Genomic DNA, 22,249 nt, shown 5'->3' with positions numbered 1-22,249 from the left:
GTGGCAGAGTTGCTGCCTGAGTGGGAATCTCTCTCTCTGGCAGAACAGGTAGCGCAAATGGTCGTGGTACGGGCGTCAGGCTACCTGTTCGACCACCAAATTCAGTATCCAGAGTGGGAACCACCGGCGGCCGTTCTGCAACACTGGGTGCAGGATTTGGGCGTCGGGGGTGTAATTTTGTTGGGAGGCAGTGCTGGAGAATTAGCGCTGCGATCGCAACAACTCCAAGACTGGGCAAAAATCCCCTTGCTGATCGCGGCTGATATTGAAGAAGGTGTCGGGCAACGATTTTCTGGGGCAACTTGGTTTCCGCCACCGATGGCTATCGGGGCAGTGTTCCGGAAAGATGCCTCTCTTGCCTTGGAATACGCCGAACAAATGGGAGGCATCATCGCCTCGGAAGCCCTAGCGATTGGCATCAACTGGGTGCTTGCGCCGGTTGTGGATGTGAATAACAATCCCAGTAATCCAGTGATTAACGTCCGGGCGTTTGGCGAAACCCCAGAGGAAGTGACTCAACTGGCGTCTGCTTTCATCCGGGGGGCGAAAGCTTATCCGGTGTTAACGACTGCTAAGCATTTTCCCGGACATGGCGATACGACGGTGGATTCCCATCTAGATTTGCCCGTCTTGTCCCATTCCTCGGCACGACTGGCTGAGATTGAGTTACTGCCGTTTCAAGAAGCGATCGGCGCGGGTACCGCCTCCGGTATAGATGCCGTGATGAGTGCCCATCTCCTGATCCCGGCTTGGGATGCCGAACGCCCCGCCACGCTTTCCCACCCGATTTTGACTCAACTGCTACGGCAACAGCTAGGATTTGAGGGATTAATTGTTACCGATGCGTTGGTGATGGGAGCGATCGCCAACCGCTATGGAGCCAATGAAGCCCCTGTCTTAGCCGTCGAAGCCGGTGCGGATATTTTGCTGATGCCAGTCGATCCTGCCGGTGCTATCCAAGCGGTGTGTGATGCAGTGGCACAGGGACGCATTTCAGAGACACGAATTCGTGCCTCTGTTGAGCGTATCTGGACGGCTAAGCGCCAAGTCCAACCAGATACAGCACAGCCGCCCGTAGAGGCAAGCGCGATCGCGCCTGAAGTCCAACAAGCGCCTTCTGCATTCCCACCTCATCTCCTCCAACTGGCTCAACCACACGCCCTCGCCACAGCTGCCAACATCGTGCGGGAGTCCCTAGTCGTTCATGGCGAAACCCCTTTGCGTCCCAGTCAGGGGAACTTACGCAACTTAATCGTGGTGGATGACACCCTGAATTGTGATTTTCTCGATCGACAGACACCGGCTGTGGCTCTGCCAAAACAGCACGGCTATCAACTCCAACTGCTCGATCCCCACACCACCTTAATTCCTGGCTGGGTGTTTTATCATAAATCGGGTCTGGATGCCCAACCGACCCTACTCCAGCTCTTCATCCGTGGGAATCCTTTCCGAGGCAGTGCTGGCTTGACGCCCTTGGCTCAGGACTTGTTTAAAAAACTATTAGAAAAGTCCGAACTCCAAGCGCTAGTCATTTACGGTAGTCCTTATCTTCTAGAGCAGTTTCTCCCCCATCTGCCCCCCCATATCCCTTGCGTGTTTTCTTACGGGCAGATCCCAGCGGCTCAGGCGATCGCTCTGGAAGTTTTATTCGGCTCCCCAAGTCTCCGTATCTAGCACTTAGCATTTAGCACTCAGCAGCCAATTGATTAATATTTTTAATCAATGTCATAACCACTTATCTACCGGGTCTTAAATTTGCCAGCGCTAGCCTTAATTATTAATAGGTTTGGTATTCGAGGATTTCATCAGCATAAGGATATATTTATATGTCAAAGTTCCCTGACTTTTGTAATCCTTATCAAACGAATAAATTCATTTGTAACTTGATATACTGTTCAAAAATTATTTCCGCGCTAAGCAGTATTGGACTATATTAAGTTATAGTCGTAGCTCGTTAGTTTCGAGGCTGAGACCATGACTGCTGATACAATGGCGCTTAAATCATCTGTTCGATACTCCATCGACGTTCTTCAAGAAGAAGCCCGTCACTTGGTAGAAAAGGGAATTGTGACTCGACAGCAACCTATCTACGTTCTGTGCCAGTACATCCCTGCACGGGAGTGGGTTTGCGTTGAGTGTGAATTAGAAAGATGCAATATCTTACTCCGCGATCGCATCAGCGATCTGATGGGGCAAGAACATTGGGAAAACGATTGATATTTTTTTACCTTTAAGACAATCCTACAGTTCCACTGGGAACAGTGAAACTCAGGTCAAGCTTGATTCTACGCTTGCCCGAGCTTAAGGAAAGACTGCTTTTACTCCCTCACCTGTCGATTCTTACTTAGAGCGGTTTGGTGAATATTCTGATTCTTCAAGTGCGAATAATTAAGCTCATCTCTTAGACCTATCCGAAAAGAAAAAATATCATTCTGAGCGAAACGCCGTGGAGCGTTAACCTAAGCGTTGTCATAAATCGCGGTGCGATAGCGAAGCGCCGACCTGTTGGTTCGCGCCCGTCTCTTTGCAGCATCTCTGCTCAAATTGAGATGGGTGACAACGCTTCAACTTCTTCGTTTTGCTCAGCAAAAATTTTCGGATAGGCTATTAGGAGGAAGCCCGACAAATGCCCCGGAAAATCCTCTGATAAAGCGGTTGGTAATCCCTGACTAAATTCCTGAGTCGGGGTCGCGCAGCTTTTCCATCTCAGTTCGCATTGCAGCAATTTGTGCAGTTAGCTCCTCTAGCTCCAACTGCACATCTGGCTGGACAACTGTTGTTACCGGCGTTGTAGCAGGGGTACTGGGAGTTCCATAAGATTGTGTGCTACCTGCATTATTGGCTTGCGCCATTAGAGAATTCAGGAAAGTGCGGGCTTCTTGCTCCGTAATCTCTCCTTTTTCTGCTAACTGTTGAACCACCAGATTGACATCTGACTTTAGCAACTCAAGATTTTGTTCTCGCTTTTGAGTGTCTTGTACGCTCTCAACTAGAGAAGCGGTTGCACCCAAAGTAACGCGAAATCCTTTTTGTACTAACTCCAGCAGATTATTAGAGTTCATTAGATAAATCAGTCAGATTGAATGAAGGTTAGACAGCCCTTGGCGATCGTTTTAGATAAATAATCGATCGGCACAACTCACTTTTAAGGTTCTACTTTTAAGGTTCTAGCTTTCAGCTTTCCGGCAAGTGAGTAAACAAGCGCAGGATTTAGCGTCTTATATGCTACCATTTAGCACGCACCAAAGCACATTTTGCTTACTTTTTAGGGTGGTAGCATCCGTCCTAAGAAAGAATCTAAAGACACCAGCGTTGGCCCGCCCAGTTTTAGCCCATCTGTTCTAAATACTGATTAACATCCTCAATTAAGCGAGTGAGTTCTGCCTCCGTAGTCAGACGAATGCGGTCATCTCGGAGGGTGATTAGAACTTTAGCGGCAAAAGGAGTCGGCCAGATATTGGGATTACAGAAAATCTCTAGAAAGACATCCCCGGTGAATCGATATTCCATTGGTTTTTGGGGATTGGTTTTGCCGCCGCCACCAGCAATGACCTTGAGACTCTGCATCAACTGAGCGATCGCGCCCTGTAAATCTCGCGCTGCCTGGGGCGTAAAGCTGAAGGAAACAGAACCCTCAATTAAGTTGAGAATGAGTGGTGAAGACATGAGCAATCAAGAGTTTTGAATTTTGAATCAACTTATCACTCATAACTTAGACAGACAGCATTTACAAGGGGATAGATGCAAGGTGAAGCCATAAGCTTTAGACTGAATGCCATAGAACTCTAAATGGCGAGTGAGAAAAATTCTGTGGTAGCAGATAACCGCTCGGCAGTGCGTAAGGTTTTAATCATTACCCTACTGCTCAATCTGTTCGTAATGACGTTGAAGGCAGTGCTGGGGTCGTGGACGGGTTCTCTCAGCTTGCTAGCGGATGCCTTGCATAGCGTCACCGATAGCGCCAACAACATTTTGGGATTAATTGCCAGCCGATTTTCTTCACCCCAGCCTGATCGGGATCATCCTTACGGACACCAGAAATTTGAAGGCGTGGGAGCGTTAGGAATTGCCGCATTCTTAGGAATTGCCTGCTTTGAAATTTTGCAAGGCGCAATTGAACGAATCCTTAGCGGCGGTAAACCTGTAATTATTTCCCCTTCAGAGCTGTGGTTGCTGCTGATTGTACTGGGCATAAATATTTTTGTCACGTTCTACGAGCGCCATGTTGGGCAGCAGGTAGGCAGCCCCATTTTGATTGCAGATGCCCAGCACACCATGAGCGATGTTTGGGTAACGATCGCGGTTTTGGCAGGGTTAATAGGCGTCTGGCAAGGACAGATATTCAATCTCCCGCAACTTCAGTGGTTGGATATCGTTCTCTCCTTTCCGGTTGCCTTGTTGGTGTTTCGCAGTGGTTGGAACGTGATCAAAGAAAATTTGCCCTGGCTAGTCGATGAGATGGCGATCGCGCCCGAAGCTATTCATGGGATTGTTACCCAAGTCCCAGGAGTGATTAACTGTCACGAAATTGCTTCTAGAGGTGTTGTCGGGCGTCAGGTGTTCATCGAAATGCACTTGATTGTAGATGCCATTGATGTAGAAACTGCCCACCAAATTACAGAAGAAGTCGAGAACCTCTTAGAAGAAAGATTTAGCCCCGTACGAATTTTGATTCACATCGAGCCACCTGCTTACCAATCCGATCAAATTACCTACGAAACAGAATCAAAATCTAGGTAGTTTTCCACAGAGGAAGGGACTTTTCCACAGAATTTTACGAGTTTTCCACAAAAGTTAAAGAAAACATAATTTATCTCAAAATAAAGTTGAACCGCTCTTTCAAGCCAAAAAGAGACAGAGCTTTCGCTCCATCTCTTAAACTTTGCGTACCTTTGCGTTAACCTTTGGGTACCTTTGCGTTAAAAATCCCTACAACTTTATTATTCCCACTCGATAGTTCCAGGCGGCTTAGAAGTAATGTCGTAAACCACGCGATTTACGCCCCGAACTTCATTCACAATTCGGGTAGAAATTGTTTCCAACAAATCGTAGGGAACACGCGCCCAGTCTGCCGTCATGCCATCTTCGCTGGAAACAAAGCGCAAGACAATCGGGTAAGCGTAGGTGCGCTGATCGCCCATCACGCCCACACTGCGGATCGGCAGCAACACGGCAAAAGCTTGCCAGAAGTCGTGGTACATTCCCTGGCGATTAATTTCCTGACGAACAATTAAGTCAGCATCCCGCAGAATATTTAACCGTTCTGCTGTGACTTCGCCCAAAATACGAATTGCTAGCCCGGGTCCTGGGAAGGGTTGGCGTTGTACAATTTCCTCTGGCAAGCCAATCGAACGACCGACTTTTCGCACTTCATCTTTGAACAATTTTCGCAAAGGTTCAATCAACTTGAAGCGCAAATCTTTGGGCAAGCCGCCGACGTTGTGATGACTCTTAATTTTCACGGCTACCCGTTCGCCACTTTTGGGATCGACGTTCGTGTCGGCTGATTCAATCACGTCGGGGTAGAGAGTGCCTTGGGCAAGGTAGTCAAAGGGGCCAAGGCGGCGAGATTCTTCTTCAAATACGCGGATAAATTCGTGTCCGATGCGGCGGCGCTTTTCTTCAGGATCGGTGATTCCCTCAATTTGATTAAGGAAGCGATCGCGTGCTTGCACATACTCGACAGAAATGTGAAATTGCTCGTGGAACAGCTTCACTAACCGTTCTGGCTCCAACTTACGCATGAATCCTTGGTCGATAAATACGCACGTTAGCTGGTCGCCAATCGCCTTATGCAGCAAAAAGGCAAGCGTAGAAGAATCAACGCCGCCAGAGAGTGCCAGCAATACCCGCTTATCACCGACTTTCGCGCGGATTTCTCGAATGCTCTCCTCAACAAACGCCGCTGTTGTCCAGGTGGGTTCGCAGTCGCAGATGTGATAGACAAAGTTGCGGATTAAGGCAATCCCCCCAATCGAGTGGACGACTTCGGGATGGAACTGAACTCCGTACAGCTTTTTCTCGTGGTGAGCGATCGCTGCGGCTGGCGTGTTTATCGTGTGTGCCAGCACTTCAAACCCTGATGGCATCTTGGTTACAGAGTCCCCGTGGCTCATCCACATGGTCGTGCCATCTTCCACATTGGTGAGCAAATCGGTGGGATCGTCAATCAATAGGGACGCTTTGCCATACTCTCCCCGGTCAGCTTTGGTGACTTCCCCACCCAATTGCTGCACCATTATCTGCATCCCGTAACAGACTCCCAGGACGGGAATCCCCAGGTTCCATATTTCCGGATCGCAATGGGGGGCACCTGTGTCATACACTGAACTTGGGCCACCAGAGAAGATAATCCCCTTGGGATTAAGCTGTCGTAGCTGTTCGGCAGTGGTGCGATAGGAAAGAACTTCCGAGTAAACTTGTGTTTCCCGAATTCGGCGGGCAATCAGTTCTGAATACTGAGAGCCGAAGTCTAGAATTACAATAATTTGGCGATTTAGTTGCCCCAAATACTCGATTTGAGGCGGTGTTTCAGTCTGTAGAGTCACCGGAGTATCCTGAGTAGCTAGAGTGTGGATGTACAGATAGTCTTTAGTCGATCGAAGACGGGCTAATTGCTAATTGTTGATTCGATTAGCCATCCTTCCGTGATTCCATTAGTCACTGCTAGTCACTGATAACAGCGACAGATAAAAAACTTCTTTATTGCTATTTATTAAGTTGATGTGTATTCATATAAAATTAACACACTTGATACAGTAACGAGGTACCTGTTTTACTTTTAACGATAATTTGGCGATCGCGGTCAAACAGGACGGAACCGACCGTAACCAGTTGTTCGCTGTGAGTATGGATGTAATCGTGCGATCGCTTGTCAATGCTTTGAGCGATCGCGCCATAAACTTGTCCTACCCAATCAGTGCTATCTGCTGCATCCAATTGGCGCAGGTATTTCAAGGCGTCTTCAGCCGTGGCACTCTTCAAAACTGCCTGTAATACCGGCGTCGGCAAACCTAGATTCGCACAATGAGCCGTCAAAATTTCCTGGCGTCCATCTGCTAAGTGATGATGGGTGTGAAAAATCCCACCCGCCAGTTTCATTAATTTTCCGTGATAGCCAAATAATAAAATATTCTTGACTTTTTGCACGCCTGATGATGCAAGCAATGGCCCCAGCCAGTTCGCTGTTTTAATCATTCTGTCAGGATTGATTCCCAACCGCTGGGCTAGATCCAAGCCATTTTCCCCGATACAAAACACCAAACAATCAAAACAGCTAGCCTTCTGTTGCAGTTCCTCACGGAAAGCCTCCAGTTGTCCGGGGGCACTCAGCGGTTGGGAAATGCCGGTGGTTCCAAGTAAGGCGAGTCCTTCCACAACCCCAAAGGCTTCATTTGAGGTGCGTTGAGCGAGTTTACGCCCTTCTGGCAAAATAATCGTCACCTGAATTTTCTCGTCAGGTTCCAGCATCCGCCCCAAATTTTCTTGGATCAGCCGCTGAGCATAACGATAAATAGCCGGTTGGTCATCAGCACTCACCAAACGCCCGATCCCTTCGCCACCTTTGATCAAGACTGAAGGCTGAGGAGCTAAAAACTCTTTTTGTTCATTATTAATTTTTAATCCTTCATTTTTCATTTCTACCAGCGCCCAGACTGGCGTGTTGCGGGTCAGGTCAAGGTTATCGCCAGGATCGCTGCGAGCGATCGCTAACGCCATTCCCTCCCCAATACCGGCAACCTGCTCAATGGGAATCAATGCCGTTTCGGCGGGTTCAATTAAATCCACGGGCACAGCGTCCAATGGTAATGCTTCTTGCCGTAACCAGCGCAGGGCGGCAATAGCGGCGGCGCAGGCAAACACGGGCAATGTATATCCAGACCGAGGTTGGGACGAGATCATTGTTAAATAGCGATCGCAAACCTTGACAAGAGGGAAATTTTATATCAAAAGCTTCGGGATTTTATTGGAATGTGTCTGTAGATCGGTTAGTGTTCCTCGATTGACGACAGGTTTTAGAAAATCCCATGAAAGCCATTATGAACTCAGACACCAAGCCTCGTACCCAATTCATCTGCCAAGAAATTCGCCCCAGCACAGTGGTGTTAAGACCCAGCGGTTGTCTAGATAGTGTCACCAGCCCCGCCTTCAGCAAGTCTCTAGAGCAAGCCTTGGAATGGGCAACTGACACCGTCGTAGTGGATCTGCTGTCAGTTAATGCCGTCAAAAGGGACGGAGTCAAGTGCTTACTGGCTGGAATGAAGCGAGCCGTAGCATTAGGCAAGAATCTTTCGATTGAATTTCTGGATGTGGCAACGCAAACCGTTCTGGAATCAGCTCAGAACAACTTTGCGTTATAGCAGTTGTCAATGAGGGTTCAAGACATCGGGAGATTAGCGCAGACCTAGCTCTGCGCTAATCTCCCGATGTCTTAAACGCAAGCGAGAACCGCTCGATCATCCCAGTTGTTAGCCAAGATAGAGACTCCTATTTTTCGGAGTGGACAAACTTAACGCCTCACCTTACTGCTTTGTCTGGTTCAGGAGTAACTTCATCAGTACAAGTGAATTCAGCAATGGCAGTCTTTTCAGAATCCATTCGCTTGTTATTGGTTATCGCGATCGCCTGAACGAATTGACTAGGAAAAACGGTTCTCGACTCAACATTTGGGTGATATAGATTTCTTCTCCGACAGTTGATTTATTACATTGTGTTGCTATATCTAGCTCTTTGAAATTGGAAAATCCGTAAATATACTCTACTTACACCGTGAGTTCTCGCTTAGGTTCTATCTATGAGCCTGATGGCTCTCAATTATTCCTTAACTGAACTGAATAGAAGAGGTTATCTCTGGCTATGGCAACGCGATCGCACGACCCCCAAAAAGCTCCGCAAAATTCTACTTTCGTTCCAGTCAATAGCCAGTTTCAGCCGCGCCCTTTCGCAGTTCAGGCGAAACCCCAAACTCACGAAACACCAGACCTACAGGCACAACTAGAAAGTGCCCAGCGCTTCGGTCACAATTTTGCCAATATTTCAATCCAAAGTCCTAACACATCAATCACAACACCGCCGCCGATTCAACGGAAGCTTACGATTGGAGAGCCTGGAGATAAATACGAACAGGAAGCAGACAAGACAGCAGCAGAAGTGGTGCAGCGGCTTCATGCACCGATGCCGAGTCATGGAAGGGATATTAGCCAGCCGGAAAGTCAGTTGGCTCAAACCATAAAAGCTGGTATGGTGCAAAACTCCAACTCAATTCATCAACAGGGAATCCCGAATCGTGAAAACAATTTGATGAGAAAGTTGGATGTACCCGCCCTCCAACGTGAGGTGATGCCAGAAGAGGAACAGGAAAAAGAACTCCAGATGAAGCCGATGATACAGTGTCAGTCTAGTGAGGATGGGCAACCCGCCTCACCGGATCTCGAAGCAAGCATCCAACAGGCACGAGGAAGCGGACAGCCACTCGCACAGAGCATCCTGGAACCGATGGAGCAGGCATTTGGAGCTGACTTCAGTGGGGTGAAGATTCATACGGATGCTCAATCTAACCAGCTGAATCGCTCAATCCAGGCAAAGGCATTTACGACTGGGCAAGATATTTTCTTCCGGGAGGGAGCGTATGAACCGGGAAGCCGGGGTGGGCAAGAGTTGATTGCCCACGAGTTGACGCATGTTGTTCAACAGAATGGTAGTGCAGTACAGCGATCGCTGCAACCGCAGCAAAAGTCCGTTATTCAGCGCCAAGGCGATCAAAGTCCTGCACAGCCAACAGCAGGATTTACTGGAGATGTGGCAGGAGATTTAGACATCCTCTACAAACAAGCAGAAGAAGCTCAAGTGGAACTCTACGGAAAAGTCACTCAAATTGCAAGTGAGACAGGTGGGGAGGCAAAGCTACCTCAAGCCCTAAAAGGACGAGAACGAGCGATGGAGAAAACAATGGCTGATTACAAGGGGGATGTTTCTAAATTAGTAGATATTGCACGCGGTTCTATTGTTTACAAGTCATTTGCTGACTTAATGGGTGGGCTAGATATATGCAATAGAAATTTAACGCTGGTGCGAGAAAAGAATCGCTTTGCACAACCCACTCCGGCTGGCTATCGCGATATTCTTCTAAACGTTCAGCTATCAAATGGTCATATTGCGGAATTGCAACTTCATCTAACCCAAATTCTAGAGGTTAAGTCAGGTGCAGGGCATAAAATATATGAAGAGGTTCGGAAAATAGAGGCAGTAGCTCAAACAGCCGATCGGGCTTTAAGCTCAGAAGAAAGAGCAAAAATTGAGCAGCTTAATGCAGAAGCAAAGGCACTTTACGATCAGGCTTTAGCTAACGCAGGTGGATAATTGACATTGACTGGATAACTCAGAGTAATGTCGGTATGCACTCAATCAGAATCGGAACAAGCAGAGAATTCAGTTGAATATCGGATCATCATATTATGGACTTACCAATCTACTGTATTGTAGGAGATCGACCCGTTAAGGCAATCGAGACGGAAGACGGGGGCATGGATGTTCTTGCCTATGAGTGGGATACTGGCGAGTTTAAGCGGGCAATGCAATATCTTTCAAAGATTACTTTGGGAGATGGGGAAATAGATTATCTTTCTGAGAAAGAGTTTGAGCAGTATGTGGAAAAACTGCGTCAACAAGCATCATAGGCAGCAAAACCCCTGCAATCATCGTGTAGGGGTAAGGCAATTGGGCATTGGTCATTAGAGCGATCGCAACTGGCAGCTAGTAGATTCGTTCTGATTATTCTCAGTAATCCAAATCAACTTAGAAAGTGTTGGTTTTACCCTCACAAACGACTATTTGTGGGGCAAGACAAGGAAGTGTTTTGATTGACCTTCTCGGTTAAAGACAAGTTAACCGAGAAGGAAGACGATCATCCTCCCCTGCTCAGGTATCAGAGAGGGGATGATGATCGAGCAAATGATGGTTATCTCAGGTTGCTGCTAATCCAAATCAACCGCCCAATAAAGCCCTTGCCTTCGCTTCAGCAGGAGCAATGACTTTTTCCTTGAGAGAAGCGATCGCTTCCTCAAAAGCGTTATACCAGTACGTTTCTAACACCCAAGGATAGCGCTGGAAATCTTCAAACATCGCGTATTCTTTCTGGGCTGAAGTATGGAGCAATGGCTGCACCGGCACCAATTGCAGATTGGGAATAATGGTGTGCAATTCTTGGGGAATACTTCTAGGATCGGTCAGGTCGGCAATAATGAACCGTGAAATCTGAGCCACCGTTAAGATGGTTTGCGTCAGGTCTTTACTCGTCGATGTTTCGCAGTCTATAACCACCGGCAAGTAGTTAAATTTGCGAAGCGCATCCAACATTGGCTTGCGCTCCTGAGTGCAACGACCCAGAACCAGTATGACTTTAGAACAGATAGTGTTATTGAAATCGGGGATTTTTTGAGTATTGAGCAGCCGACTGATAAATTCTGAAACTTCCAGATTGTCCACTGCGATCGCAGGATCGCCAAAAGCAGTGATGACTAAATTCAACTGCTTGGCTCCCTTCAGTTTTAATCCCAAAGTGGAAATCCCATAAATCGAACACCTCTCAAGGTTGGCTCCCTCTAAATTTGTCCGCACCACCTGAGCCTCGCTCAAGTTTGCCCATCTCAGGTCTGCCTTCCGGAAGTCTGCTACGCTGACGACGGCTCGTCTCAGGTTTGCCCATCTCAGGTCTGCCCCACTAAAGTTGGCTTCACTGATTTGTGAATTGCTTAAGTTGGCTCCGCTGAGGACTGCCCCTTTTAAGTTGGTTTTGTTGAATTTTACTTTGCTGAGATTCGCTGCACTCAGGAGTGCGCCATTGAGGTCAGCCCCTTCTAAGAGTGCCCCGCTGAGGTCTGCCCATCTCAAGTCTGCCCCGCTGAGGTTTGCTCTACTGAGGTTTGCTCCGCTCAGGTTAGCTGAGGTCAGATTAGCCCCGCTGAAGTTGACTAAGGAGAGGTCTATCCCGCTGAGATTCGCTGTGCTGAGGTTGGCTCGTCTCAGGTTAGCCATCTTTAGGTCTGGTCGGATTTGAGGATTCTGTTGTCTTTCCGCATTCCAGGCTTCCACTCCTTGTCTGAGCAGATCCACTTGTTGCTTGCTTGTCCGATTAGTTAACCCAGTTACAATCTCGATTACTGTAGGGTCTGTTTTAATATCTAGGTTGTTTTTTGTCATATAGCCTTCTACAAATCCTCTCTAAATTCAGAAACATTCAGTACTTGAACTCAGATATACAAGCAGACTTCAACTGATTGTGACCAGAGACTTCGCGCTTTTGCAGGGAGCTAATTCTTGTGATTTTGAATTTAACAAATTAGGTATGTACGTAATTGTACGTAAATAGTTTAATTTGAGCATCTCTATCTTAAGGAATACGCCCTGAGTATGACTACACTAAAGGATGAATATTTACAGAATCTTTAAGAAAATAGTATATTTACTGGGTTCAAAAGTAAGAATTGTACTGAATTTTACTGAAATGCAGACAAATATGACCTGATGTGAGTCAGTTCAAATACCTTCTCTTTTGTTGAACTACGTGAGATTAGGGCGGAACTCCCGAAGAAGAAGGGAAAAATGATCGCATTTAGCGCTGCTGCCAAGAGTCATGTTTTGGTCAAAAAGCATATATAGAGCGGTTTTCAGGCTCTTTGAATAAATTTGAAGAAAGCAGTTGATTTGATCGTACTGAGCGATTGACTTCGCGATCGCTCAGTATGGGCGGTACACACGTCTAGAATAACCACTTGGTAAAATTGAAAGCCAGTTTCCGGAGAAGTCAGCAGAGATTTGCCAAGTGTCTTGCCACCTTTTTCTCGATTTACGCCCGCGAATTCTAGAAAAATTGACCAGATGTGCCACGCCGATTTGGACAGTAGTTTGTAGTCTTAGCTACGAACTACTGTCCGTAGTTGCGGAAGACACCCTAAGCAAGATGGCTATTTCAGCAAACAATCAACGTCAGCTATCGTAGAAGTACGGGATTGCCACGCCTAACTTCCGCTGAGTAAATCATTCGCCTTCGCCTCAGCCGGGGAAATAATTTTTTCTTCTACAGAAGCGATTGCATCTTCAAGGCTCTGATACTGGTAAATAGGTTGAGCATAGGGATATTCCTGAAACTCTTCCAACACAGCCACCTCTTTGCTATCCACGCTATCTACTTGCACTAACGGTTGCACCGGCACCAAAGGGATGCCCTGGAGAATTTTCAGTAATTCTTGGGGGATGCTGCTAGCGTCCGTGAAATCCACAATCATAAACTTCGCCATCCCAGCTACGGTGGAGATTGCCTCTGCGAGTTCCGGCGTCGCTGCTTTTTCTAACTCCACCGATAAAGGCAAATAGTCATGTTGGCGAAGAGCATTGCGAAGCCCCTCCAGCAAACCTTTCCGCCCATCTCCTTTGAAACTGCCCAAGATCGGCACGATATTGGAGGCAATCGAGGGAAAAACCTCGCGGATTTTCTGATGATTCAGCAACAAGTAAATAAATGTCGCCACTTCCAGATTATCCAGTGCGATCGCTGGATAATCTGGCGGAGTAATCACCAAATTTGACTGGTTGGCTCCTTCCAGCTTTAACCCCCAAGACGCAATCCCATAAACTAAACAACCCTCCAGGTTTGCATTCTCAAAGTTAGTCTTGAGCAACCTTGCCCCCATTAAGTTTGCCTCACCCAAATTCGTCCCGCGCAGATCGGCTCCTTGTAAATCCGCCCCAATCAGATTCGCTTTGAACAAATCCGCCTCGCGGAGGTTCGCCCCGATTAGATTGGCTCCCCGCATATCTACTTGTGTGAGGTTCGCCCCCATCAAATTCGCCCCGGATAAATCAGCTTTACCCAGGTAGACCCAGTGCATATCTGCACCTTGAAGGTTTACCCGGCTCAGGTTCGCCTCAAAGAGGTAGGCTTCGCTGAGATTCGCTTCAGTGATATCTGCCTCTGACAAGTCCGCTTTACTCAGATATGCTCCCCTCAAGTCCGCACCCCGAAGGTCTGTTCGATGCAGAGATGCCTGCATCAGATTGGCTCCACTCAGGTCAGCACTGCACAGAGACGCGCCCGTCAGGTTAACTCCACCCAAATCTTCCTGGCGTAAATCGGCTCCAATTAAATTTGGCGGGATTCCGGGACTCGATTTACGCCACTTATTCCAGGCTTCTACTCCTTGCTTAAGTAAAGCCCGCTGTTGCTTGTTTGCCATGCACTTCAGCTCTCCTCTCTTTTGGCGGATGCAATGATTATTGGTTAGGCACCCACAAAGGGTACCCGACGATGTCTTGGCGGTTCAAATCGGTTCTCCTGCGCCCTGATATAGAGATGATACTGGTAGCAAATTCTCAAAAGACTGTTGAAATCCTTTTTTTCTGAAAGAAAAGGATTTGGACAATGGCAGTTCGAGCAATTTATTAACCGGCTTGTAGATATTCACTGAGGTTTCTTGGGAACCCTAGAAGAGACAGCGACTCTACTCTGACGACGAGAGCCGAGATTTTAAGTGCTGTCACTCGCCAGTCCGTCTTTGGGTAGAAAAAGTGGAAAAGGGATGTTTAAGGGAGGGAAGTTTGGCGCTCAATTTTTTCCCCGCTCAGACAAACCTAACCCCTGAATCCTTCCTTACAAGGCCAGGGGAAACCACGGAATCAGCCTTTTCCAGCGGGAAGGTTAACTGAAGCTGTATTGGTTTTACGTCCACTGGTCACAGGCACAATTGCTACTATTTATTAACTAGCGGCAGAAAGATTTAATTATTTTGAATCTTTGTTTCAAAGGATTGAGAAAGTTATCTGACTGCGGGAAGCTGCCCAACCTAGAATTCTCAGTCTATCCTTCTAAAACATCCATCTTCGAGCCAAGACAGACAAGGCTGTTGTCCGTGCTGTCGGCAAGAGGTTTCTTTAGTAGAGACAAAGTCAGTGGTTCCCTATTCCAGCCTATTTAAACCAGTCGAGGAGTTTACCGTTGCAAGTCCCAGCTGAAACCGTATCTCTTCCAGCTTTGGAGGTTTTAGAAACTCCCGCCGCTTCCCCGCTGGTAGTTTCTTCCAATTCACCCTCCAAACTTTCCAAACAGGTAATTCGGTCTAGCCTAAAAGCGTCTACTTGGGATGCTGTCTTTGCTGTCGTGTTTGGTGGCATTACTGGCGGCGTCCTGCTCAGTAATTTCTTACTCCAATTGGGTGCAAGCCCAATGGAGATTGGGATGTTGTCGTCCGTTCCCATGCTGGTGAATTTGCTGCAACCACTAGGAGCGTATCTGTCAGAACGAACCATCAGTCGCCACTGGTTTAATGTCTGGATTTACGGCCCGTCGCGGCTGCTGTGGCTAATTTTAGTGGCGGGAATTGGTTGGAGTTGTTGGCACCCAACCAATTCGCCCAACCTGGTCAGTTGGACACTAGCAATTGTCTTGGCAACCAATATCATTGGTAGCTTGGGCAGTGCTAACTGGCTCAGTTGGATGGCGGCGTTGGTTCCGGAAAAGTTGCGGGGGCGATATTTTGGTTTTCGCAATAGTGCTATCAGCTTGACCACTCTGCTCTCTGTACCCCTGCTCGGTCTAGCTGTGTCGGCTTGGCCTGGTGGGCCGCTTCAGGGGTACGGTGTGGTCTTGTTCTTGGGAGTGATCATTGGGTTAATTAGTTTAGGATGTCAGTTCTTCATGGTGGATGTGAATCCCCAGACGCAGCACGGCACTGCTGACGAGGCAGGGGCAACTGAGCGTTGGGGAACCGCGATCGCTCTACTCAAAAATGGCAATTTTGTCAGGTTTCTGCTTTACTTTAGCTTTTGGGCATTTGCCGTTAATATCTGCACTCCTTTTTTCGGTCTCTACCTGCTAGACAACCTGAATATGGATGTCAGCTGGGTAACGCTCTATAGCAGCTTAACGGCGGCGGCTACCTTGGTGATGATGGTGGTATGGGGAAAGCTGGCAGACCGAATTGGGAATCGTCCGCTTCTGGTATTTGTGGGGGTGTTGGCAGCACTGACACCTTTACTCTGGCTAGGGCTGGGGGCTGACCCAGTTTCGGTTTGGGTTTGGTTCCCGCTTTTACACCTGTTCATGGGTGGCACCTGGGCAGCGATTGACCTGTGTACCAACAATTTGCAAATGGCTGTGGCAGCAGGACGCCATCAATCTGCTTACTTTGCGATCGCTGCGGCGGTTGCAGGTGTCAGTGGCGCACTGGGAACAACTGTCGGGGGATTTCTGGCTGAGTTGGACAATTTCGGTGGCTTGCCAACCGTGTTTGCTCTGTCCGCTGTTTTGCGACTTGTGGCTATCCTGCCTTTAGTCTTTGTCAAAGAGCATCGCAGTCATCCGATTCGGAAGGTTTGGCGAACGCTCATTTCGCCGAAACTGCAACTTGTGCCGCTTCGGGCCCCAATTACTGTAGATCCATTGACAAATGGATCAGAATAAGGGTAGGGGTTAGGGGTTGGTGTTCTCATCAACCCCAAAAAAAACATGAATCAGGTAGACTACCTTCGGATTAGCTTAATTGACCGCTGCAATTTCCGGTGTCAGTACTGTATGCCGGAGGGTGCTGAGCTTGACTACATTTTGCAGCAACAGCTGTTAACTGATGAAGAATTGCTCATCCTGCTCGAAGAGGTATTTATCCCGGTAGGATTTACTCGATTTCGTCTAACCGGGGGCGAACCGCTACTGCGTCCGCGGGTGGTGGAGTTGGTGGGGGCGATCGCGTCCCTGCCGGAAACGCAAGACCTCTCCATGACTACCAACGGGTTTTTACTCGCCCCAATCGCGCAACAACTCTACGACGCCGGGTTACGACGCCTGAATATCAGTCTGGATTCGCTTAATCCCGAAACTTTTGACAAAATTATCGGCAATCGCGGTCGTTCTCAGTGGCAGAAAGTTTGGGACGGAATTCAAGCCGCCCATCGCGTCGGGTTCGACCCTCTGAAGCTAAATGTGGTGGTCATCCCCGGTGTGAACAACCAAGAAGTGCTGGATCTCGCTGCCTTGACAATTGACCGGCATTGGCACGTCCGGTTTATTGAGTTTATGCCAATTGGCAACGATCAGTTATTTGTCGGAAATGGTTGGGTGGCATCCGCCGATTTGCGCCAACGCATCCGCGACATTTTTGGCTTGACCGAATCTTATGTTCGGGGCAACGGCCCCGCCGATGTGTTCCAGATTCCCGGAGCCAAAGGGACGCTGGGATTTATCAGTCAGATGTCCGAGTGTTTTTGCGATCGCTGTAACCGGATGCGTCTATCTGCGGATGGCTGGTTGCGTCCTTGTCTGCTAAATGAGACGGGTCAACTTGACCTAAAAACCGCCCTCCGCGCCGGTGTTGATACAGCCGAACTCCGCAATAAAGTGCAGCAATTGCTGTTGATGAAACCAGAGATTAACTACAAGCAGCGAGATGCTGGCACGACTGGTGCGTATAGCCGCACCATGTCGCAAATTGGGGGCTAAAAAATAATTTTGAGTTTTGAATAAGTTTTTAATTACTCAAAACTCAAAACTCAAAACTATCTTAAGCTTGGCGTGAGTAGTACTCAACCACCAGCAGTTCGTTGATTTGCAGCGCGATCCATTCGCGCTCAATCACACCGTTGACTCTGCCAGTCATCTTGGTTTTGTCAAACTCTAGATGGCTGGGCATATTTGCCAAACCTGGATATTCCAGGTTTTGTTGCACTAACCGGCGAGATCCTTCCTTATCGCGGACACTGATGACCTCTCCCGGACGGCACTGATAGCTGGGAATATTCACCGAGCGACCATTCACCAACACATGACCGTGATTGACTAGCTGACGCGCCCCAGGAATCGTAGGAGCCATCCCCATCCGGAAAACGGTGTTATCCAGACGCATTTCCAACAGTTGCAGCAGTGCTTGACCCGTGGAACCCGTGGCGCGACGTGCCTTCCGCACGTAACGCAGCAGCTGCTTTTCACTTAAGCCATAATTGAAGCGGAGTTTCTGCTTTTCCTCTAGTCGGACAGCATACTCTGAGCGCTTCTTCCGGGCTTGACCATGCTGTCCGGGTGGATATGCACGGCGGGCTGATTTGCGAGTTAAACCGGGCAGATCGCCCAAACGACGCACAATTCTGAGGCGTGGGCCTCGATATCGGGACATATAGCTTCCTCTTGTGTACCCTTCAGACTTTAACCAAAACTATCATTGTAAGCCCAATCTAGGAGAAATTAAAAGTCAAAAGAAAAATATTTTTCGGTTCGCTTTTTCTATTCTGGGGGGAGTTTGACGATGGTGAGCCAGAAGTCCTCGATTGACTGCACCACACGCAAAAACTGATCTAGGTCAATCGGCTTACTGATGAAACAGTTGGCATGCAAATCGTAGGCGTTGAGAATATCGGACTCGGCTTGGGAGGAGGTCAGAACAATGACAGGAATCCTTTTAAGCTGGTCATCCTGCTTGATTTCTGCCAACACTTCAATACCGTTGCGCTTCGGTAAGTTGAGGTCAAGGAGGATAATGTCGGGACGAACGGCATTGGCATACGGTTCTTCTTTTCTGAGGAAAGCGATCGCTTCGACACCATCCCTAACAATATTTAGGTGATTCCCAACCCTACTATCTCTAAACGCTTCTTGGGTGAGACGAATATCACCCTCATTATCTTCAACTAGCAAGATTTCTACGGGTCTATTACCCAAATTCACCTTGGGTTCTCTCCTGATCTGGGAATTGTAAAGTAGAATACACTTCCCTGCCCCCATTGAGAATCCACCCAGATCCGTCCACCGTGTTGATCGACGATTTTTTTGCAGATAGCTAAACCAATTCCGGTACCAGGATAAGTCTCGCGTGCGTGCAAGCGTTGAAAGATGATAAAAATTCGTGCTTGATGATCTGGGGCAATCCCAATACCGTTATCGCGGACGGAGAAGATCCATTCATTGTCGCTTGCTTGAGCTGAAACGTGAACCTGGGGAGGGGCATCTTTGCAAAACTTGATTCCATTCGCAATTAAGTTCTGTAACAGCTGCCCGATTTGAGTAGCATCCCCCCTCACCGATGGCAGGGGATCGTGGGTAATAGTGGCATTACTCTCGGCGATCGCAATTTGCAGATTTGCGATCGCTTCGGCAAAAGAGCGATCGCAATCTACCATCTCAAATTCCCGACTTCGCGTCCCTAGGCGCGAATACTCCAGCAAATCTTGAATCAGCCGTTGCATCCGGTTCGCGCCATCGACGGCAAAATCAATAAAATCGTCGGCGTCCTCATCAAGTTGTCCTTTGTAGCGCCGAGACAGAAGCTGGGTGTAGCTGGCAACCATTCGCAGCGGTTCCTGCAAGTCATGGGAAGCTACATAAGCGAATTGTTCCAGTTCCGCATTAGAACGAGCGAGTTCCTGTGCTTGTTTGAAGAGCGCCTCCTCCATCCGCTTGCGCTCAGTGATGTCAATGACAAAGCACACACCTTTATCTTGAGATCCTTCTAAGATGGCACCGCCGATCAAAACAGGGATGCGACTGCCATCTTTACGAAGATATTCCTTCTCAAAGGCGGAACAAATCCCAGTCGCGGCTAGCTCCTGGATGCCCTTTTCATCGAGATAGTTATATTCCACAGGAGTCATCTTTTTCCAATGCACTTTCCCTAAAAGCAGATCCTCCCGCGTGTACCCAACCATCTCTAAGAAGGCGTTGTTGGCTTCTGTAATGTTGCCTGACACATCCCAGAAGAGAATCCCAATCATGTTGGATTCAACGACGCGCCTAAACCGAGCTTCGCTTTCTCGTAATGCCTCCTCTGCTCGTTTGCGTTCAGTAATGTCGGTGGAGATGCCACAAACTCCATAAGGAACTCCAGCCGCGTCGCACAGGGGAAACTTAATGGAGATGTACGTGTGTAGTCCGTCATCTTGAGGCGCAACTTCTTCCCGCTCCAAAGTAGTTCTGGCTTCAAGTACCTTTCGATCGTTTGCCCGAAATACATCCGCCATCTCCTTGGGAAAGATATCGTAATCAGTCTTGTTTTTAACCTTTTCTCTATCAATATGAAAAAGAATTTCAAACTGGTGATTGATGAAAATAAACTTGCCTTGAGCGTCCTTGAGGTAGAGAACTGCGGGAATGTTATCCAGAATCGCCTGTAATCGTGCCTCGCTTTCTCGTAATGCCTCCGCCGTCCGTTTTTGGTCGTCAATGTCTGTGCATGTGCCGAACCACTTGACGATTCGCCCGGTAGAATCTTTCATCGGCACTGCGCGAGTCAGGTGCCAGCGATATTGTCCGTCCGCAGCTCGTTTGAAGCGATTTTCGATTTCGTAACTTTCGCCCGCCTCCACAGCTTGATTGCAGCGCTGTATCGACACAAGTCGATCGTCCGGATGTAGGACAGAGAACCATCCGTCATCCTGGGTTTGTGAGAGGGTTAATCCGCTGTAATCAACCCAGCGCTGATTGATGTAATCGAAATCACCCTCTGGCTCTACAGTCCAGACTATCTGCGGGATGGATTCAGCGAGAAAGCGATAACGCTGTTCGCTTGCCTCGGCTAATTCACGAGCTTCCTGCTCACGGCGCAAGAGCTGGGCGCGTTCTTCTTCTGCCCGCTGACGCTCGCTGATTTCACTTTGTAATGCTTGGTTGATCAGCCTTAACTCTGCTGTCCGCTCGTTAACTCGCTCCTCAAGCTCGGCATTCAGGGTGCGAATGTGTTCCTCTACCTGCTTGCGTTCGGTGATGTCGGTGGAGATGCCACAAACTGCATAAAGAACGCCACTAGAGTTATAAAGGGGAAACTTAATCGAAATGTAGGTGTGTAACCCGTCATCGTGAGGGGCAACTTCTTCAATTTCTATCGGAATTTTGGCGGCGAGTATCTTTTGGTTATTCTTGACAAAGGCATCAGCGATCGCAAACGACCAGATATCGTACAGGCTTTTACCGAGGAGCTGCTCTTTATTCAGGTGAAACACATCTTCAAACCTGCGGTTGATCAGCAGAATTCTGTGTTGAGTATCCATTAGATAAATCAACGCTGTGGAATTATCCACGATCGCCTGTAGCCGTTCCTCGCTTTCTCGCAGTGCTTCCTCGGCTCGTTTACGCTCAGTGATATCGTGCATGGCAACAACAGCACCCAGCTTGGTTCCCTGCGAATCAAAAAATGCCTGTCCGCTAGCTAATAAGGTGCGAACTTTGCCTGATTTTGGGGCGATCGCCATTTCTACATCGCGGATATGCTCCCCTTGTAACGCTCGAAACAGCGGGATATCTTCCCGCTTCATAGGCGTTTTGCCGTCGGACAGATATAAATCGTAGTATTCTGCCCACTGCTGTGCCGGAAGCGGTTGTTCTGGCAAGCCATGAAATGCTCGTGAAGCCTGATTAAACAGAGTCAGGACACCATTGGCATCACAAGCAACGATTCCGGCTTCTATGTTATCTAGTAATACTTTTAAGAATTCTCGTTCTTTTTGGAGAGCTGCCTCGGCGCGTTTGCGATCGCTAATGTCGCGGCTCACAACCAAGGCAGTTTCGATTTCACCTTTTTGGTTAAACTCTGGAACTACACGCGATTGGAAGTGACATAATCCATTTACTGTGGGAGTCTGGAATTCAATCGCTTGTTCTTGACCTGTTTCAAAAACCATCCGCAGCGTATCTTCCCAAATCTGGCACAACTCTTTTGGTGAGCCGACTTCTTGGGGAGTCTTACCGATGAATGCCTGCGCGGGGATTCCCGATACCCGCTCGACAAATGAATTTACATAGACATAACGCATTTGTCTGTCAAGACGCATCATCGCATCGGGCGCATTTTCATGCACTGCTTTGAATTCCCGCTGACGCTGGGAAAGTACCTCCTCTGCTTGCTTGCGTTCGGCAATTTCGCTTGCCAATTGTTGGTTGGCTTGCCTCAATTGGGCTGTACTCTGCTCGATTCGCGCCTCCAGTTCTGCATTGAGTCGGCGCAGTTCCTCTTCTGCTTGTTCCCGTTGGGAGTCTATGGCTTTGAATGCTTTCGCATTCCACCAAACCAGGATGCCAAAAACCACCGCGTTCATCACCCCAACAATTGCCGGTTCGATGTCGCGGTGGTAGTCCTGTGGAAAGACATTCTTGAGGATAGGAATATCGAACAGCCAATGGAGCATCAGCAAACAGCCAAGTGGAAACGCGATCGCGATCGCCGCTTGAGACGCGATTTGCCGGAAAGAAAGTAGACGAGAATGAGATAGAGGCATATTCGTG

The 22,249-nt window shown here is 48.2% G+C and carries 17 protein-coding genes; 8 read left to right on the top strand and 9 right to left on the bottom strand.

Translation table 11 applies throughout. The features are described from left to right. On the top strand, nt 1–1,674 hold the full coding sequence (locus H6H02_RS00220; RefSeq protein ID WP_347342552.1) for a glycoside hydrolase family 3 N-terminal domain-containing protein: 1,674 nt from the start codon (nt 1–3) through the stop codon (nt 1,672–1,674). A 300-nt stretch (nt 1,675–1,974) separates the two neighbouring features. After that, nucleotides 1,975–2,217 carry a DUF4327 family protein gene (locus tag H6H02_RS00215; RefSeq protein ID WP_190813509.1) on the top strand — a complete coding sequence of 81 codons (243 nt, stop codon included), beginning with the start codon at nt 1,975–1,977 and terminating at the stop codon, nt 2,215–2,217. A 452-nt stretch (nt 2,218–2,669) separates the two neighbouring features. Here the strand turns inward: H6H02_RS00215 and H6H02_RS00210 are convergent, their stop codons facing one another. Both H6H02_RS00210 and H6H02_RS00205 read right to left on the bottom strand, forming a co-directional pair. Continuing rightward, nucleotides 2,670–3,062 carry a hypothetical protein gene (locus H6H02_RS00210; RefSeq protein ID WP_190813508.1) on the bottom strand — a complete coding sequence of 131 codons (393 nt, stop codon included), beginning with the start codon at nt 3,060–3,062 and terminating at the stop codon, nt 2,670–2,672. Between the two features lie 265 nt (nt 3,063–3,327). Further along, a complete protein-coding gene (locus H6H02_RS00205) occupies nt 3,328–3,666 on the bottom strand; it encodes a hypothetical protein (protein ID WP_190813507.1) in 339 nt (112 codons plus the stop codon). A gap of 144 nt (nt 3,667–3,810) precedes the next feature. Between H6H02_RS00205 and H6H02_RS00200 the strand changes: the two genes are divergently transcribed. Beyond that, nucleotides 3,811–4,740 carry a cation diffusion facilitator family transporter gene (locus H6H02_RS00200; protein ID WP_190814172.1) on the top strand — a complete coding sequence of 310 codons (930 nt, stop codon included), beginning with the start codon at nt 3,811–3,813 and terminating at the stop codon, nt 4,738–4,740. Nucleotides 4,741–4,940: 200 nt separating this feature from the next. On the opposite strand, the gene guaA is transcribed toward H6H02_RS00200, so the two are convergent. Together guaA and cbiD are read right to left on the bottom strand one after the other, a co-directional pair. Continuing rightward, nucleotides 4,941–6,548: a glutamine-hydrolyzing GMP synthase gene (guaA, locus tag H6H02_RS00195; protein WP_347342551.1), complete on the bottom strand. Its 1,608-nt coding sequence runs from the start codon at nt 6,546–6,548 to the stop codon at nt 4,941–4,943. A 193-nt stretch (nt 6,549–6,741) separates the two neighbouring features. Further along, entirely contained in the window at nt 6,742–7,902 is a 1,161-nt protein-coding gene (gene cbiD, locus H6H02_RS00190) for a cobalt-precorrin-5B (C(1))-methyltransferase CbiD (RefSeq protein ID WP_190813505.1), read from the bottom strand. A 137-nt stretch (nt 7,903–8,039) separates the two neighbouring features. Between cbiD and H6H02_RS00185 the strand changes: the two genes are divergently transcribed. The 3 genes from H6H02_RS00185 (at nt 8,040) to H6H02_RS00175 (ending at nt 10,676) form a co-directional block, all read left to right on the top strand. Beyond that, nucleotides 8,040–8,360, top strand: a complete 321-nt coding sequence (locus H6H02_RS00185) for a hypothetical protein (protein WP_206757257.1) — start codon at nt 8,040–8,042, stop codon at nt 8,358–8,360. Between the two features lie 496 nt (nt 8,361–8,856). Further along, on the top strand, nt 8,857–10,359 hold the full coding sequence (locus H6H02_RS00180; RefSeq protein WP_242040486.1) for a DUF4157 domain-containing protein: 1,503 nt from the start codon (nt 8,857–8,859) through the stop codon (nt 10,357–10,359). Between the two features lie 95 nt (nt 10,360–10,454). After that, nucleotides 10,455–10,676, top strand: a complete 222-nt coding sequence (locus tag H6H02_RS00175; protein WP_190813501.1) for a hypothetical protein — start codon at nt 10,455–10,457, stop codon at nt 10,674–10,676. 307 nt (nt 10,677–10,983) lie between these two features. On the opposite strand, the gene H6H02_RS00170 is transcribed toward H6H02_RS00175, so the two are convergent. Both H6H02_RS00170 and H6H02_RS00165 read right to left on the bottom strand, forming a co-directional pair. Further along, nucleotides 10,984–12,198 (bottom strand): pentapeptide repeat-containing protein, encoded by a 1,215-nt coding sequence (locus H6H02_RS00170; protein ID WP_190813499.1) that lies wholly within the window; start codon nt 12,196–12,198, stop codon nt 10,984–10,986. A gap of 818 nt (nt 12,199–13,016) precedes the next feature. Continuing rightward, nucleotides 13,017–14,231 carry a pentapeptide repeat-containing protein gene (locus tag H6H02_RS00165; protein ID WP_190813496.1) on the bottom strand — a complete coding sequence of 405 codons (1,215 nt, stop codon included), beginning with the start codon at nt 14,229–14,231 and terminating at the stop codon, nt 13,017–13,019. A gap of 794 nt (nt 14,232–15,025) precedes the next feature. On the opposite strand from H6H02_RS00165, the gene H6H02_RS00160 reads away from it, so the two are divergent. Together H6H02_RS00160 and moaA are read left to right on the top strand one after the other, a co-directional pair. Beyond that, nucleotides 15,026–16,453, top strand: coding sequence for an MFS transporter (locus H6H02_RS00160; RefSeq protein ID WP_347342558.1), 1,428 nt, complete (start codon nt 15,026–15,028; stop codon nt 16,451–16,453). A gap of 45 nt (nt 16,454–16,498) precedes the next feature. Then, the gene (gene moaA, locus H6H02_RS00155) at nt 16,499–17,485 is read left to right on the top strand and encodes a GTP 3',8-cyclase MoaA (RefSeq protein WP_190813491.1); all 987 of its coding nucleotides are present in this window, start codon (nt 16,499–16,501) and stop codon (nt 17,483–17,485) included. A gap of 61 nt (nt 17,486–17,546) precedes the next feature. Here moaA and rpsD read toward each other — a convergent pair whose 3' ends face one another. The 3 genes from rpsD to H6H02_RS00140 all read right to left on the bottom strand — a co-directional run bounded on the left by rpsD (nt 17,547) and on the right by H6H02_RS00140 (nt 22,242). Further along, nucleotides 17,547–18,155, bottom strand: a complete 609-nt coding sequence (rpsD, locus tag H6H02_RS00150) for a 30S ribosomal protein S4 (RefSeq protein WP_190813489.1) — start codon at nt 18,153–18,155, stop codon at nt 17,547–17,549. 107 nt (nt 18,156–18,262) lie between these two features. Further along, complete coding sequence (locus H6H02_RS00145) at nt 18,263–18,703, bottom strand: response regulator (protein WP_347342550.1); 441 nt, start codon at nt 18,701–18,703, stop codon at nt 18,263–18,265. After that, nucleotides 18,700–22,242, bottom strand: a complete 3,543-nt coding sequence (locus H6H02_RS00140) for a PAS domain S-box protein (RefSeq protein WP_190813485.1) — start codon at nt 22,240–22,242, stop codon at nt 18,700–18,702. The genes H6H02_RS00145 and H6H02_RS00140 overlap by 4 nt, the downstream gene beginning before the upstream one ends. Nucleotides 22,243–22,249 lie beyond the last annotated feature (7 nt).

Source organism: Coleofasciculus sp. FACHB-1120 (assembly GCF_014698845.1).
GTDB lineage: Bacteria > Cyanobacteriota > Cyanobacteriia > Cyanobacteriales > FACHB-T130 > FACHB-T130.
This window is presented reverse-complemented; position numbering and strand designations above follow the sequence as displayed.